At 71.4% G+C, this 14,035-nt stretch carries 11 protein-coding genes; 7 read left to right on the plus strand and 4 right to left on the minus strand.

The features are described 5' to 3' along the window. Positions 1 to 7: 7 nt before the first annotated feature. Entirely contained in the window at positions 8 to 6,010 is a 6,003-nt protein-coding gene (locus QMG73_RS09785) for an RHS repeat-associated core domain-containing protein (protein WP_281893894.1), read from the minus strand. 139 nt (positions 6,011 to 6,149) lie between these two features. On the opposite strand from QMG73_RS09785, the gene QMG73_RS09790 reads away from it, so the two are divergent. Genes QMG73_RS09790 through QMG73_RS09800 form a run of 3 tightly spaced genes read left to right on the plus strand, consistent with a single transcriptional unit; the run spans position 6,150 to position 7,995 of the window. Next, on the plus strand, positions 6,150 to 6,869 hold the full coding sequence (locus QMG73_RS09790; RefSeq protein WP_281893896.1) for a class I SAM-dependent methyltransferase: 720 nt from the start codon (positions 6,150 to 6,152) through the stop codon (positions 6,867 to 6,869). 16 nt (positions 6,870 to 6,885) lie between these two features. Next, the gene (locus QMG73_RS09795; RefSeq protein WP_281893897.1) at positions 6,886 to 7,296 is read left to right on the plus strand and encodes a PPOX class F420-dependent oxidoreductase; all 411 of its coding nucleotides are present in this window, start codon (positions 6,886 to 6,888) and stop codon (positions 7,294 to 7,296) included. 48 nt (positions 7,297 to 7,344) lie between these two features. Continuing rightward, positions 7,345 to 7,995, plus strand: a complete 651-nt coding sequence (locus QMG73_RS09800) for an enoyl-CoA hydratase-related protein (protein ID WP_281893898.1) — start codon at positions 7,345 to 7,347, stop codon at positions 7,993 to 7,995. Here QMG73_RS09800 and QMG73_RS09805 read toward each other — a convergent pair. Further along, positions 7,988 to 8,479: a MarR family winged helix-turn-helix transcriptional regulator gene (locus tag QMG73_RS09805; RefSeq protein WP_281893899.1), complete on the minus strand. Its 492-nt coding sequence runs from the start codon at positions 8,477 to 8,479 to the stop codon at positions 7,988 to 7,990. The genes QMG73_RS09800 and QMG73_RS09805 overlap by 8 nt on opposite strands. A gap of 84 nt (positions 8,480 to 8,563) precedes the next feature. On the opposite strand from QMG73_RS09805, the gene QMG73_RS09810 reads away from it, so the two are divergent. Genes QMG73_RS09810 through QMG73_RS09825 form a run of 4 tightly spaced genes read left to right on the plus strand, consistent with a single transcriptional unit; the run spans position 8,564 to position 11,608 of the window. Continuing rightward, a complete protein-coding gene (locus QMG73_RS09810) occupies positions 8,564 to 8,944 on the plus strand; it encodes a DoxX family protein (RefSeq protein WP_281893900.1) in 381 nt (126 codons plus the stop codon). A 50-nt stretch (positions 8,945 to 8,994) separates the two neighbouring features. Continuing rightward, the gene (locus QMG73_RS09815; protein ID WP_309299448.1) at positions 8,995 to 9,513 is read left to right on the plus strand and encodes a SigE family RNA polymerase sigma factor; all 519 of its coding nucleotides are present in this window, start codon (positions 8,995 to 8,997) and stop codon (positions 9,511 to 9,513) included. Further along, positions 9,510 to 10,862: a TolB family protein gene (locus tag QMG73_RS09820; protein WP_281893902.1), complete on the plus strand. Its 1,353-nt coding sequence runs from the start codon at positions 9,510 to 9,512 to the stop codon at positions 10,860 to 10,862. Before QMG73_RS09815 ends, QMG73_RS09820 begins: the two co-directional genes overlap by 4 nt. Continuing rightward, positions 10,859 to 11,608: an SDR family NAD(P)-dependent oxidoreductase gene (locus tag QMG73_RS09825; protein WP_281893904.1), complete on the plus strand. Its 750-nt coding sequence runs from the start codon at positions 10,859 to 10,861 to the stop codon at positions 11,606 to 11,608. Before QMG73_RS09820 ends, QMG73_RS09825 begins: the two co-directional genes overlap by 4 nt. Before the next feature lies 1 nt (position 11,609). Here QMG73_RS09825 and QMG73_RS09830 read toward each other — a convergent pair whose 3' ends face one another. Next, complete coding sequence (locus QMG73_RS09830; protein ID WP_281893906.1) at positions 11,610 to 12,584, minus strand: ABC transporter permease; 975 nt, start codon at positions 12,582 to 12,584, stop codon at positions 11,610 to 11,612. Beyond that, entirely contained in the window at positions 12,581 to 13,978 is a 1,398-nt protein-coding gene (locus QMG73_RS09835; protein ID WP_281893907.1) for a sugar ABC transporter ATP-binding protein, read from the minus strand. Before QMG73_RS09835 ends, QMG73_RS09830 begins: the two co-directional genes overlap by 4 nt. Positions 13,979 to 14,035: the final 57 nt, after the last annotated feature.

Raw genomic sequence — 14,035 nt, forward strand, 5'->3', positions numbered from 1 at the left:
CGCTACCTCACCTCATCGTGCACGCGATGCCGCCGGCGGCACTGGCGGCCGCGACCCAGGGATTCGCCTTGGTCCACGCCAGAATGGTGTATGTGCCGCCGCCGACGCTGTTCATGTCGCAGACGAACGTCACGGGGTCGTAGATCTCGGCCAGCTCGGCGTAGTGGTCCGACAGGATGTCGAACACCATGCGCTGGCCCTCCATCCGCGCGGTCTCACCGGCCGTGGTCACCCGCATCATCGAGATGAGGTCGATGGTCTGGTCGACCTCGTCGCGGCTGTACCCGTCGGCGAGGTTGCTGTAGATGAGGTTGTACATCTCGTGTGGACGGATGCCCATGGCGTCGGAGACCCGGAGCCACTGGATCGCCCAGCCGGCCGTCTCCAGCTCACCGAGCAGATAGCCGATCGCGTCGCGCTGCAGGTTGATGACGCCGGCCTGGTAGCGGATGATCTGCTGCTGCCGCGCGACGACCCGGCGCAGTCGGCTGATCTCGCGCTGCTGGGCGACGACGACGCGTTCGAGGTACGCCACGCGCGCCTGGAGCTGGCGGATGATGCTCGCCTGCCGGGAGATCTCCGCTTCGAGAGCCTCCACATAGGTCACCAGCTTGTTGATCTGCTTCTGCTGCTTGCGGATGATGTCCTGCAGGTCCTCGATGTAGTTGCCCAGCTTCCTGATGTGCGCCAGCAGCTCCTTGTTCTGCGCCTTGAGCTGCGCGTTCTCCACCTCGATACCCCACGTGTACTGGGAGTACAGGCCGGTCGGGTCGGTGAACGTCGTCGGGTTGTTGGCGGCGTAGCCGTACGGGTTGAGCGACTTCACCTTCGACGTGTCGTAGACCGGGTCGGTGGAGGCGAACACTCCCGTGCTGGGGTCGTAGTAGCGGGCGTTCAGATAGGACAGTCCGGTTGACGAGTCCTCGACCTGGCCGATGAAGCCGCGGTCGGTGTCCTTGTCTCCCGAGCGCTCCCGCACCCGCCCGTACGGGGTGTAGAGCCGGGACGCGTCGGGCGTGCCGCCGGCGGGCACCGACTGCTCGACGGAGCCGGCCGGGTCGGAGACCAGGTAGTCGACGCCGGCCGGTGTCCGCGTCGCGATGAGCTGGCCGTCGAACTGGTACGCGCGCACCGCCGTCACCGACGTACCGTCCGCGTTCGCGGTCACCTCGTGGCCGGCCGCGTACAGCGTGACCCGCCCGTCGGGCGCGCGGCGCATCAGCCGCTGCCCGTTCGCGTCGTAGACGAACCCGGTCGTACCGGCCGGACCGGTCACCGAAGCCAGCGACCCGGCCACGTCCCACACGTACGTCTCGGTGCCGCCGCCGGCGCTGCGGGTGGCGAGGTTGCCGTTGGCGTCCCAGGTGTACGTGCCGGCGCCGATGGTGGTCGGCGCGTGCGGGCGGGCACCCGAGGACGGGTACTGGTAGCCGGTGCTCACGCCGTTCTCGACGCGCTCCAGCAGCCGCCCGTCCGGGCTGTACCGGTAGGTGTGTGCGTACGGCTTGTCGCCCGTGCCGGGCTGACCGTCCGCACAGGACGTCGACGACGGCACCGTGTGCGCCGACGTGAGCCGGCTGCGCGCGTCGTACCCGAAGCACTCCCGCCATGACTGCCCGTTGTGCCTGGTGACCTTCTCCTTGAGGTTGCCGGCCGGGTCGTACGCCAGGTCGTGCTGCGAGACGACGTTGCTCGCGCCCAGGTACGTCTGCCAGCCGCTGGGCCGCTGGTCGGCGTTGAACGTCCAGTTCCGCGCCATCCAGGTGCCGCCGCCAGGGCGCGGGCCGAGCCCCGCCGAGGTGCGGCGGCCGCGGTCGTCGTAGCCGGCGCCCCACACGTACTCGTTGAGCCCCGCCATCCGGGTCGGCAGCCCCATCGCGTTGTACTCGGTGACGACCTCCTCGCGCGGCAGGCCGCCGATCGCCGGGTACGTGGCGCTGGTGACGTGGCCCGACCGGTCGTACGTGAAGGACGCCTCGTACTGCCCGGACAGCCCCGGGATGCCGGCGGGCGCGGTGAGCCGGCTGCCGCTCGGGCGGCCCCGGTTGTCGTAGCCCGGCACCTCGGAGACCCAGTCGCCACTGGCCGTGTGCGTGATCTCGCGGTGCGCCCTGCCCTTGCCGCCGGGCGCGGTGTCGTACACCCACTCGGCCAGCAGCGGACCGGTCGACGATCCTGATCGGCGGGTCAGCTTGCGACCGGCCGCGTCGTAGCTGGTGTGGATCTGGTTGCCGGCCGCGTCGGTGGCGCTGGTCTGGTTGCCGGCACCGTCGTAGGTGAAGGTGGCGTTGCCGCGATCCGGATCGCGCTGGCTGACCCGCCAGCCAGCCTGGTTGACGGTGTAGTCGACGCGGTTGCCGCCCGGGTCGGTGACCGACAGCAGCCGGTCCGCCAGGTCGTACCGGTAGGCGCTGGAAGCCCAGCCCTGCCCGTCGTGCTCCTCGACGGCGACCGTGCGGCCGAGCCCGTCGACCCGCTCACGCACCTTGTGGCCGTCCGGACCGGTCACCGTGACGGTGTCCACTGTGTACGCCGTGGTGGTGGCGTGCGCGATGTCGTTGCCGTGGAACCACTCGCTGCGCACGTCGCGCCCCAGCTCGTCGTACTGGTGCCGGGTCCGGTTCTGCCAGATGGTGCCGCTGGGCAGCGTCAGGTACTTGCCAGGGGTGCCGGCGACCGCCTGCTCCACGGTCTGGTCGCGCAGCTGCCCGCGACCGTCGTACGTGGTCTCGGCCAGCAGCACCCGGCCGGACACCGGCGAGCGCCCCTGCACCTGCCGCTCCCGCCAGAACCCGTCGTACACCACCCAGGTGTCGTCGAACGTGGCACCCTCGCAGCAGCGCACCTGCGAGGTGAGCTGCCGGGAGCGGACGGTGCGGTTGGGGATGTCGTACGAGAACCGCAGCGACGGCTCGGCGAAGTCCACCGGCGCGTCCGGGAGCCACACGGTCTCCAGCCGCCCGAACTCGTCGTACCCGTACTCGGTCACGTTGCCGTTCGCGTCCTGCTCCCGGGACGGCACGCCGAACTCGGGGTGGAAGCTCGTAACGGTCTGGTGCCCGACCGGGTTGGTGACCGTGGTGCGGATCGGTATCTGCGTGGCCGGTGCCCCGGCGGTCACCCCGTACGACGTGGACGTGACGCCGCCGGTTGGCCCGGTCACCTTCACCGGCCGCCCGAGCGCGTCGTACTCGCTCGTCGTCTCGCTCCAGCGGCCGTTCTCCACCAGGGTCCGCTGGCGGATCGGGTTGCCGTTGTCGTTGTAGTACGTCTCGCTCCTGGTCAACACCTGAGTGCTGGCACAGTCGCCGGCGACCTTCGTGTTGCTGGCCGGATAGACGTACATGCCGCGGCTCGGGTCGTCGGCGTACGTGGTGATCGAGCAGCGCTCGTCACCGGTCTGGTCAAGCCAACCCTCTTCGAGTGTGGTGGTCGGCTGGAAGTGCGCGTTGTGCGTGGTCTGGCTGCGCCGCTGGCGGAAGACGCCCGGTGCCGTGGCCACACTCTCGGTGGTGCTGCGCGGCCCGACCCACTCGGCGTCGAAGAGGTAGTCGTCGCCGGGATCGTGGGTGATCCGCCGCTCGTACTCGTACCGCCGCGACTCCAGCACGCTGTCCGGCACGGCGTCGAGCGTGCCGAGCTGCCGCTCCTCCAGCGTGCGGCCGCCCAGCGACCGGTGGTCCACATAGGTCGCCGTACCGTCGAACGTCCTGACCGACTCGGCGCGCTTGCCCAGCGGCACCCAGTCTCCGCTGCCGTCCTGCACCAGCATCGGGTCCTGGTCGAGGCCGCGGAAGAGGCGCAGCTGCGTACGGCTGGTGCCCTTGGTGATCGTCACGGTGCCGTACCCGCGCCACACCGCCCAGCCCGTCTCGTCCTCGTCGCGGGCGAACGCGCCGGTGTCGAACGCCCACACCGGCTCCTCCTGGTACGCGTAACCGGTGGTCATGTCCGGTGAGCCGCCGCCCGGTGACTCGACGACCCTCTGCACCAGCCACTTGTTGAACACGCCGGTGCGCAGGTGCGCGCCGTCCTTGACGGACTGCGGGAAGCAGTCCTGCTCGTTGGTGTCCCAGCGGGGCCACGGGTTGTAGTCGTCGGCGCAGGCCCGGTTGCGGAAGTAGGTGACGGAGGTGGTGCCGCCGAACGGGTTCGTCACCCGGATGATCCGGTCGTGCTTCATCATCCTGGCGGTCGCTCCACCGTGGTCGACGCGGTTGTGCAGCACGCCGTAGGTGAAGCTGGTGTGCGGGTACGCGTTGAGCTTGCCGAACGCGATGGCGGCGTGCTGGATGGAGTCCAGCCGCAGCTTGTACGCCGTGCCCCTGCTCGTGTCGCCGAAGGAGTGGTACAGGTTGTGCTGCGCCACCGGCTTCCACACGGTGCCCACCTTCACGTCGGTGCGCACCGACGCGTACCGGCGGCCGGTGAAGAACGACGGCGCGTGCACGCTGCAGGCGGAGGTCGCCGTGCAGATCAGGTCGACCGGTACGTCCGGGAATCCGGTCGAGTCCGCTGTCGGCGCCGGGCACGCCTCGACGAGGAAGCCGCACCGCCACTGGAGGCCGAACGTCACGCGCGCCGAGTAGCTGTCGGCGTCCCAGCCGCGCCCGCCGTAGATGATCTCCTTGAGCAGGGCACCCCGATGGTACCCGTCGTTGCCGGCCAGGCCGCCGACCGCCGAGTAGTAGTTCGCCTCGCGCTCGTACAGCAACGACCGCACGTTGCCGTCCGGATCGGTCACGCGGTCCAGGTACCAGCGCCAGCCCTGGTCACAGCCGCCGACCGTGTCGTTCGCGCCCCGGCAGGGCTCGCCGGTGTTGTCCGCGATCACCGGCACGGCGAGAACCGAGTTGGTCTGCCGGCCGGGCATGTGCCCGAGCCCGAAGTCGTACGCCGTGCCGTCCGGACCGGTCACGCGCCAGCGCTGCTTCTGGTAGATGTTGGCGTACTGGGCGTCGTTCAGGCGTTCGGCCTTCCACCCTGGATCCGACTGCACCCGCCACTGCGTGCGTGCCGCGTCGACGGGGATCAGGGGTCCACTCAGGCCGTTGAGCGAGATCGTGGCGTTGTCGGACTTCCAGCACAGATCCGCCGTGCCGATGTTGCGGAAGCACGGCTCGTACCGCCGCTCGATGTACGCGTTCGCGAAGTCGCTCCAGCCGAGGCCGGCCGGAGACGCCTGCGTGTTGGTGGCAAGCGTCAGCCCGTCGACCGCTCCGGAGGAGTAGCCGAGACCGACGGAGGGCGCGCTGCCGCCACCCGGCGCCGGTACGTCCACGGGATACGAGTAGCTGAACTCGCCCGACCCCGGCGCCACCTGCCAGCTTCCCGACACCGACAGGGACGAGGCCGCGAACGTGCCCTCGTCGCCGCCCACGTCCGCGGTGACCGCGTACACGGCGGCGTCCGCACCGTCCACATTGATGTCGGCGGCCAGCTTGTTCGCCGTCCGGTCGTTGCGCGCCGCCAGCGGTACACCCGCGATGTCGCAGCCCGCCGGCACCGGATTCGCGATGGCGCAGTCGCGCAGCGCGACCACCCGCAGCCGGTCGGCGTAGCCCGCGCCGTAAGCGTTCGCGAACGCTCCATAGTCGACGGTCACACCGGCGGGAGACCGCCCGCCGCCCTGGCCCGTCACCGTGAACACGAACCCGGAGGCGCCGACACGCTTGGCGGCCGCCCGGTCCAGCACCTGGACCCGCGGTGCCGCCTTGCCACCGCGCGGCTTCACCGCCACGGTACCGTCGCCCGCTCCCGCCTTCGGGAAGGCGAACGCCGGCGGCGCCGTGGGCCTGCTACGGCCCAGCGGCGCCGACGACGAGCCCCGCCACGGCACGGGCTCCCCCGCCTTGGCACCCTTACCGCTCTCCAGATCCGTTACCCAGCCGGGCTTGCCGGGTTCGGCCGCCCGCACGGGCCCGGTCGCCGCCGCGACGGACCCGGTCCCTCCGATCACCAACGCCAGTAACGCGACCAAAGTCCGTCGCAGCCGCTCCCGTGCCATCATCAGCCCCCTGCCCGACTCATCAACTGGGATGCATGGATGTGCCAAGCGCCGAGATTAGGGGCCGGCGTCGCCGCCGGGCTACGCGTCTTTACGTTCTCTGAACGTCGGAGATTTCAGGCCCGTGCGGCAGGATGTGGCGATGGTGAACGCCCGGTACGACGGTCACGCGGACTGGTACGACTCGACCTTCCGCTCGTACGGCGACGGCGACGGCGGCGGCTCGGCGGGCCTGCTCGCCCGGCTCCTCGGCCCGGCCGATCCCGGCGATCCACTGTGCCTCGACGTCGGCTGCGGCACCGGCCTGCACTTCGGCGCGGTGGCCGCCGAGGGATACACAGTGGTCGGGGTGGACCTGTCCGCCGACCAGCTGCGCATCGCACGGTCCCGCAATCCCCGCGTGGCGCGGGCCGACGCCGGCCGGCTGCCGCTGCGTGACCGCTCGGTACCGGTGGTCGTGATGACGTTCACGCACACCGACGTCGACGACTTCGGCGCGGTCATCGCCGAGGCGGCCCGCGTGCTGCGCCCGGGCGGCCGCCTGGTGTACCTGGGCCTGCACCCCGCCTTCGTCGGCGCCTTCCTCGACCGCACCGGCGAGGTGGCCAGCGGCGAGGTGCGCGTCGCTTCCGGGTACGGCGACGAGCGGCTGCGGCGCGACGAGGCGGGACCGGTCCGCAGCCGGGTGGGATCGCGCAACCTGACGCTGAGCACGTTCCTCGCCGCGTTCCTGTCGCAGCCCTCGCTGCGCCTGGTATCGGTCGACGAGTTCGACACCCGAATGGCGCCGTGGCACCCGGCCCCCACCGACGGCCGCCTCCTCCCGTGGAACCTGGCGGTCACCGCCCACGCCGCCGCATGACCTACGGTTGGGCACCATGGACGCCGACCGCGCACGCGAGTTCATCAGCCGTAACCACCGGGCCGTACTGACGACGTATCACGCCGACGGGCGGGCCCAGGTCTCACCCGTGACCGTCGGCGTCGACGAGGCGGGGCACGTGGTGATCAGTACCCGCGAGACCGCCGCCAAGTTCCGCAACCTGGCCCGCGACCCCCGCGCGGTGATCTGCGTCCTCAACGACGGCTTCTTCGGCGAGTGGCTCTACGTCGAGGGCGAGACCGAGATCGTCCACCTGCCCGAGGCGATGGAGCCCCTGGTCGACTACTACCGCCGGATCTCCGGCGAGCACCCGGACTGGGACGACTACCGCGCCGCGATGGTCCGCGACCGCCGGGTGCTGCTGCGCGTCACCATCACCCGGGCAGGCCCGGACAGTCACGGCTGAGTATGCTGGCGCAGAAGTTACTTGCCAGTAGCCCACCCGGGAGGCGCCGTGCCGACGCTTGACCGCCACGATGACGTCTTCGTCCTCGACCTCGGCGACTCCGAAAACCGCTTCCACCCGGACTGGCTCGCCTCGGTCGGCGCCGCCCTCGACGAGGTCGAGAAGGCAGGCGGGCCCCGCGCGCTGGTGACCGCCGCGACCGGCAAGTTCTGGTCCAACGGGCTCGATCTGGACTGGCTGTCCGCCAACGGCGACCAGTTCGAGCGGTACGCGGCGGGCGTCCACGGCCTCTTCGCCCGGATGCTCACCCTGCCCGTCATCACGGTCGCCGCGCTGCAGGGGCACACGTTCGCCGCCGGCGCGATGCTCTCCCTGGCGCACGACGTCCGCGTGATGCGCGCCGACCGCGGCTTCTGGTGCCTGCCCGAGGTCGACATCAGCATCCCGTTCACCCCGGGCATGTCCGCGCTGATCCAGTCGCGGCTGACCCCCCGGACCGCGCACGAGGCCATGACCACCGGTCGCCGCTACGGCGGCGCCGACGCCCTCGCCGCCGGCATCGTCGACCACGCGGTGGCCGAGGAGGCGGTGCGCACGACCGCGATCGAGCTGGCCGGCTCGCTCGCCGGCAAGGCGGGCGACACCCTCGCCACCATCAAGACCCGCATGTACACGCCCGTCCTGGAAGCCCTTACGTAGGTGGGGGGAGGCAGTGGTCGTCGGGGTCAATGGCCGTGACGATGCGGTGGCCGATCTCGGCCAGCTGCTCGGCCTGCTCCGGCGTCAGGGCGTCGTAGACGTACTTGCGAACCGCGGCCACGTGCCCCGGCGCCGCGGCGACCACCTTGTCCCACCCCGAGTCGGTGAGCACCGCGAGGGTGAAGCGCCCATCCTCCGGGTCGGGAGTGCGATGGACCCAACCGCGCTTCTCCAGCCGGTTTACCACGTGCGAGAGCCGCGACAGCGACCCGTTGGCGAACCCGGCCAGGTGGCTCATGCGCAACGAGCGGCCCGGCCGCTCCGACAGCACGGCCATCACCTGGTACTCGAAGTGGCTGAGCCCCGCGTCCCGCTGAAGCTGGGCGTCGAGCGCGAACGGCAGCTTGATGATTACAGCGGTCAGGGCCAGCCAGCTGCGCCGTTCGTCGCTGGCCAGCCAGCGCGGCTCGGCCGGGGCGTCCATCACTCAAGGATAACGACAGTTGACGCTTCAAGTCCTCCGGTCTACGGTGCACTTGAACATTCAAGTGACTAGGACGGATACTCGATGAACGTCGTTTTGTGGATCATCGCCAGCCTGCTCGCCGCCGCGTTCCTCGCGGCCGGTCTGATGAAGTCGACCCAGCCCAAGGAGCAGCTCGCCGCGCGCGGCATGGGCTGGACGGAGGACTTCTCCCCGGGAGCGGTCAAGACCATCGGCGTACTGGAGGTACTCGCCGCCATCGGCCTGGTCCTGCCGGCCGTGCTCGACATCGCCCCGGTCTTCGTGCCGCTCGCCGCGCTCGGCCTCGTGCTGACCATGATCGGCGCCGCCGTGGTGCACGCCCGTCGCAAGGAGTACCAGGGCATCGTCGTCAACGCCGTCATCCTGATCCTCGCCGCGCTCGTCGTCTGGGGCCGCTTCGGCCCGTACTCGTTCACGTCCTGACCCCTCCAAACTGACCCCTCCAAACAGGGCACCGCGCGCGTGTACGTAATGTGCCACCCATACCTGCGGCTCCCGACTCGTTCCGCGACTACGTGCACGCACGCGGTGCGGCGCTCTCCCGCACCGCGCTGCTGCTGACGAGCGACCCGCACCTGGCCGAAGACCTGGTGCAGCAGACGCTCATCGCGGTCGCCTCCCGCTGGGAGCGGGTGATGGCGGGCGGCGACCCCGACGCGTACGTGCGGCGAGCGCTCTACCACCAGCACATCTCCTGGTGGCGGCGGTGGCGGCGGGAGCCGGTACCGGTCGAGCGGCTGCCCGAGCCGGCCGGGTTCGAGCCGCACGGTGGGCTCGACACGGCGATCGCGGTCCGCCAGGCACTGCGGCGGCTCACCCCGAAACAGCGGGCCGTGCTGGTGCTGCGCTACTTCGACGATCTCACCGAGGCGCAGACCGCGGCGGTGCTCGGCGTCGGCGTCGGCACGGTCAAGAGCCAGGTCCGCGACGCGCTCGCCCGCCTGCGGACCGTCGCCCCCGATCTCGTCGACCTGCAGGAGGTACCCCGATGAGCGGCCGGCTGGCGCAGGTACTCGCCGAAACAGCGGAACAGGCTCCACCGGTACCGTCGCCGGACGATCTGTGGCGGCGCGGGCGGCACAGGCGGCGACGGCGCCAGACCGCCGCGGCCCTTGCCTGCCTGTTGCTTGTCGCCGCGCTGGCCTGGTCGCCGGTACGGTCGCGGACCGCCCTCGAGTTCGCCGGGCCGGGCGCCGATGTGCTGCCTTCCGAGGTGCTGCCTTCCGAGGTGGCCGAACCGCACCTGTGGCAGCGCACGTTCCACGGTGACCCGAACGGGCCGGTCAAGCTGACCTTCACCACCGGCCACAGCCTGAACCTGGAGACCGCGCTGGTCCTGATCGGCGACGACGGCAGCTATCGGCTCGACTACCTGTCGCCCGGCGAGGAACCCGGTGTCCTCTCCCCCAACGGGCGGTGGCTGCTCGGGCAGAACATGACCGACCTCACCACCGGCGACACCCGCAAGCTCGACCGTGCGCTGAGCGGCATCACGCCCGCCGTGTGGGCGCCCGACAGCCGCACCGCGGTCGGCGTGATCGGCGATGACACCGGCACGTCCTACGGCCCCGACGGCCAGGAGATCGACGGGCCGGCCCCGGAGATCGTCCTCGTCGACGTGGCCAGCGGCTTCACCCGCACCATCCTCCGGTCTCCCGACACGTCCCGGTGGCGGGCGGCCTTCTCACCCGACGGCGGCAGGCTCGCCGTCTTCAGCGCCGCCCCCGGCCACGCCCCACGGGTGCTCATCATCGATACGCACGGCGGGGAGCAGCCGCGCGAGATCACCCTCACCGACCGGCAGCAGCTCGCCGGGCCGGCCGCGTGGACGCCCGACGGTTCGCGGATCCTGCTGACCGCGGGTGACACCTGCGCCTGGGCGGACCTTTGCCAGGAACAGACCTGGCACCCGCAGCGCCTCGACGCCGCCACCGGCACGATCGCCGATGACACCGCGCGGGGGCTGCGCGGGTACCCCACCGTCGTCGCGTGGCGCGACGGCGAGCCGATCGCGCAGCAGACGCGCGACGGTCACGACGGATGTGAGACCGTCACGGTGACGGCGACCGGCGCGCGGACGCTGCCGCTCGCGGTCGCGGGCGGCGGATGCGCCGACTACGCACGCGACCTGCTGGAGACGGGCGCGCTGGGCGGGCCCGGCATCGGGCCGTCGCCCTGGCAGGCCCAATGGTGGGCGTACCTGCCAGCCGCCGTCCTGCTTCTCGTGCTCGTCCAGGTCGTACGCGTGATCGTGCGCCGCCGTACGCAGGTGGGCGTACCCGGGATGCCGCCCGCGAACGGACGGCCGGAGCCCGCGGGGTCGCCAGAATCAGAGGCATGAGCATCCTGAAGAACCAGGTGGCGCTGGTCACCGGCAGTTCGCGCGGCATCGGCGCGGCCATCGCGGCGGCGTTCGCCCAGGCCGGCGCCCGGGTCGTGCTGCACGGCCGCGACGAGGCGGCGCTGGCCGCGGTACGGACCCGCATCGGCGGTGACATCCTCATCGTCACCGGAGATGTCACCGCCAGCGCCGACCTCGCCCGCGTGCGCGAGCGGATCCTGGACGCGTACGGCCAGGTCGACGTGCTCGTCACCAGCGCCGGCAGCACCACGAGCCGACCCGCGCCCATCGAGGACATCACCGAGGAGAGCTGGCGCGCCGACATCGAGCGCAACCTCACCAGTACGTTCCTGACCGTGAAGACGTTCCTGCCCGACATGAAGCGGCGGCGGGGCGGCAACATCATCACGCTGTCGTCGGCGGCCGGGCGCAAGCCGAGCGACCGCACGATCGTCGCGTACGCCGCCGCGAAGGCGGGCGTGCAGCTGTTCACGCAGGACCTGGCGGCGCAGGTCGGCCCGTACGGCATCCGCGCGAACTGCCTCGCCCCGGAGACCATCCTCACCGAGACGAACCAGGCGTGGATTCCCGAGGACGTCCAGCGGTCGCTCGCCGAGGCGCATCCGTTGCGCCGCCTGGGTACGCCGGAAGACGTGGCGCGGGCCGCGCTGTTCCTCGCTTCGGAGGAGTCGAGCTGGATCACCGGGGTCGTCGTCGACGTGGCCGGCGGCGCGGTCCTGACCTGAGTCAGTGCCTCGCGCGGGTGCGTAGCTGGTCGAGCGCGACGGCGAGGATCAGTACCACGCCCAGCACGGCCATCTGCCAGAACGACGAGATGTCCATGAGGACGAGGCCGTTGGTGAGCGTACCCATGATGAGGGCGCCGACGAGCGTCATCCACACTCGACCCTGGCCGCCGCTGAGGCTGGCGCCGCCGAGCACCGCCGCCGTGACCGCGCTCAACTCCAGGCCCTGGGCGGCCTGTGGTGAGCCGGCGATCAGCTGGCTGGCGATGACGAGCCCGGCCAGCCCGGCGGCGAGACCCGACGCGACGTACACGATGGAGCGCACCCGGTCGACCCGCACTCCGGCCAGGAAGGCCGCCTTCGGGTTGCCGCCGACCGCGAAGACGAACCGCCCGAACACCGTGTACCGCAGCACCGCCCACACCGCGACGAACGCCAGCAGCATGAACACAATGGACACCTGTACGCCGCCGATCCGCGCGCGGCCCAGATACGCGAGCTGGTCGGCCGGGTACACGACGGTGAGCGCGTCCGTCCACACCAGACCGGCACCGCGCACGATCGACATCATGCCGAGCGTGGCGATCAGTGGGTTGACGTTCAGCTTGGTGATGACGAGGGCGTTGCCGAGCCCGACGACCGCGCCCACCACGAGCGCGCCCGCGATGGCGAGGGGTGCGCCCGCGCCCGCCGAGAGCAACTCGGCCACCACCACGCTGGTGAACGCGGCGGTCGAGCCGACCGACAGGTCGAACCCGCCGCTGATGATGACCGCCGTCTGCACCGCGGCGACGATGCCGAGCGTCGCCACCGAAGCGGTGATGTTGAGCAGGTTGTCGCCGGTCAGGAACACCGGTGAGGCGATCGTGAAGGCGACCAGCAGGCCGGCGTAGATGACGACCAGCGCGGCGCCGGACCTCAGCGCACCCTCCAGGCTCAGGGCCGGACGGAGGCGAGCCGTCAGCGTCTGGGTCATGAGTGTCCTCCGATCGCGGCGTCGACGAGCTGCTGTTCGTCGACGGAAGCGGTGGAGTACATGCCGGCGAGCGCGCCGCGCGTGACCACACCGATCCGGTTGCACAGGCTCATCAGCTCGGGCAGCTCCGAGCTGACGACGAGAACCCCGGCGCCCTCTGCGGCGACGGTCGCGATCAGCTCGTACATCTGCGACTTCGCGCCGACGTCGACGCCCTTCGTGGGCTCGTCGAGCAGGAACACCTTGGGCCGGATGGCCAGCCAGCGCGCGAAGATGGACTTCTGCTGGTTGCCGCCGGACAGCGCGCTGACCGGGAGGTCAGGGTCGCGTGGGCGGATGTCGAGGCGCTCGGCCCAGTGGCGGCCCGCTTCCCGGTCCGACGCCCGCGTCACGAGGGCCGCGCCGCCGCGGTCCGCCATCGCGGACATGGCAATGTTCGTCCCGACGGACAGCAGCGGGAAGATGCCCTCCTCGCGGCGGTCGGACGGCACATGCGCCAGGCCCGCCCGGCGGCAGGCGGCCGGGGTACGCCGTTTCAGCCGCCGACCGTCCACAGTGACCTCACCGGTGGCGCGGACCGCACCGACCACCGCCTTGGCGACCAGCTCGACACCGGACCCGGCCAGCCCGTACAGGCCGACGATCTCGCCGGGCCGCACCCGCAGGTCAAGTGCGCGCAGGCGGCCCGGCACGGTCAGCCCGGTGACCTCCAGGCTGGCGCCCGCCTCCGTGACCTGCTCGGCGTGGTGCTCCCGCGTGAACGCGCCGAGCTGCCGGCCCACGATCTCGGCGACCAGGTCTTCGCGGGTCACCTCGCCGATCCGGTGGGTGCCCGCCACCGCACCGTCGCGCAGCACGACCGCCCGGTCGGCGACGCGCTGGATCTCGTCGAGGCGGTGCGAGATGTACAGGATGCCGACGCCCTGCCGGCGCAGCGCCTCGACGGCCGCGAACAGCTTGGCCACCTCGGCCGCCGTCAGCGCCGCCGTCGGCTCGTCCATGAGTACCGCCGCCGCCCCCGCGCCCACCGCGCGGGCGATCTCCACCAGTTGCCGGTCACCGACCCGCAGGTCCGACATGCGCGCCCGCACGTCGATGTCGGGCGCGATGGGCGCGAGCATCTCCCTGGCCCGCTCGACGAGCCGGCGCCGGTCGAGCAGGAACGGGAAGCGCCGGTGCCGGGGCAGCTGGGCCAGCAGCAGGTTCTCCGCCACCGAGGTCGGACCGACGTAGCTCAGCTCCTGGTGCACGACGGCGACGCCCCGATCGGCGAGCCAGACGTGACCGGCTTCCGGCGTGACCTCGCCGGCCACGCACCGGACCAGAGTGGACTTGCCGGCGCCGTTCTCGCCCAGCAGGGCCACGACCTCACCCGCGTCGACGTGCAGGCTCACGCCGCGTAGGGCCCGCGTCGCCCCGAAACTCTTGTGTACCCCGTCGCAGCGCAGCAC

Source organism: Phytohabitans aurantiacus, assembly GCF_027923225.1.
GTDB lineage: Bacteria > Actinomycetota > Actinomycetes > Mycobacteriales > Micromonosporaceae > Phytohabitans > Phytohabitans aurantiacus.

Excerpts from the sequence above, each read along its gene's own strand:
- QMG73_RS09785 (WP_281893894.1), bottom strand. The coding sequence starts at position 6,010 with ATGATGGCACGGGAGCGGCTGCGACGGACTTTGGTCGCGTTACTGGCG.
- QMG73_RS09790 (WP_281893896.1), top strand. The coding sequence starts at position 6,150 with ATGGTGAACGCCCGGTACGACGGTCACGCGGACTGGTACGACTCGACC.
- QMG73_RS09795 (WP_281893897.1), top strand. The coding sequence starts at position 6,886 with ATGGACGCCGACCGCGCACGCGAGTTCATCAGCCGTAACCACCGGGCC.
- QMG73_RS09805 (WP_281893899.1), bottom strand. The coding sequence starts at position 8,479 with ATGGACGCCCCGGCCGAGCCGCGCTGGCTGGCCAGCGACGAACGGCGC.
- QMG73_RS09810 (WP_281893900.1), top strand. The coding sequence starts at position 8,564 with ATGAACGTCGTTTTGTGGATCATCGCCAGCCTGCTCGCCGCCGCGTTC.
- QMG73_RS09820 (WP_281893902.1), top strand. The coding sequence starts at position 9,510 with ATGAGCGGCCGGCTGGCGCAGGTACTCGCCGAAACAGCGGAACAGGCT.
- QMG73_RS09825 (WP_281893904.1), top strand. The coding sequence starts at position 10,859 with ATGAGCATCCTGAAGAACCAGGTGGCGCTGGTCACCGGCAGTTCGCGC.
- QMG73_RS09830 (WP_281893906.1), bottom strand. The coding sequence starts at position 12,584 with ATGACCCAGACGCTGACGGCTCGCCTCCGTCCGGCCCTGAGCCTGGAG.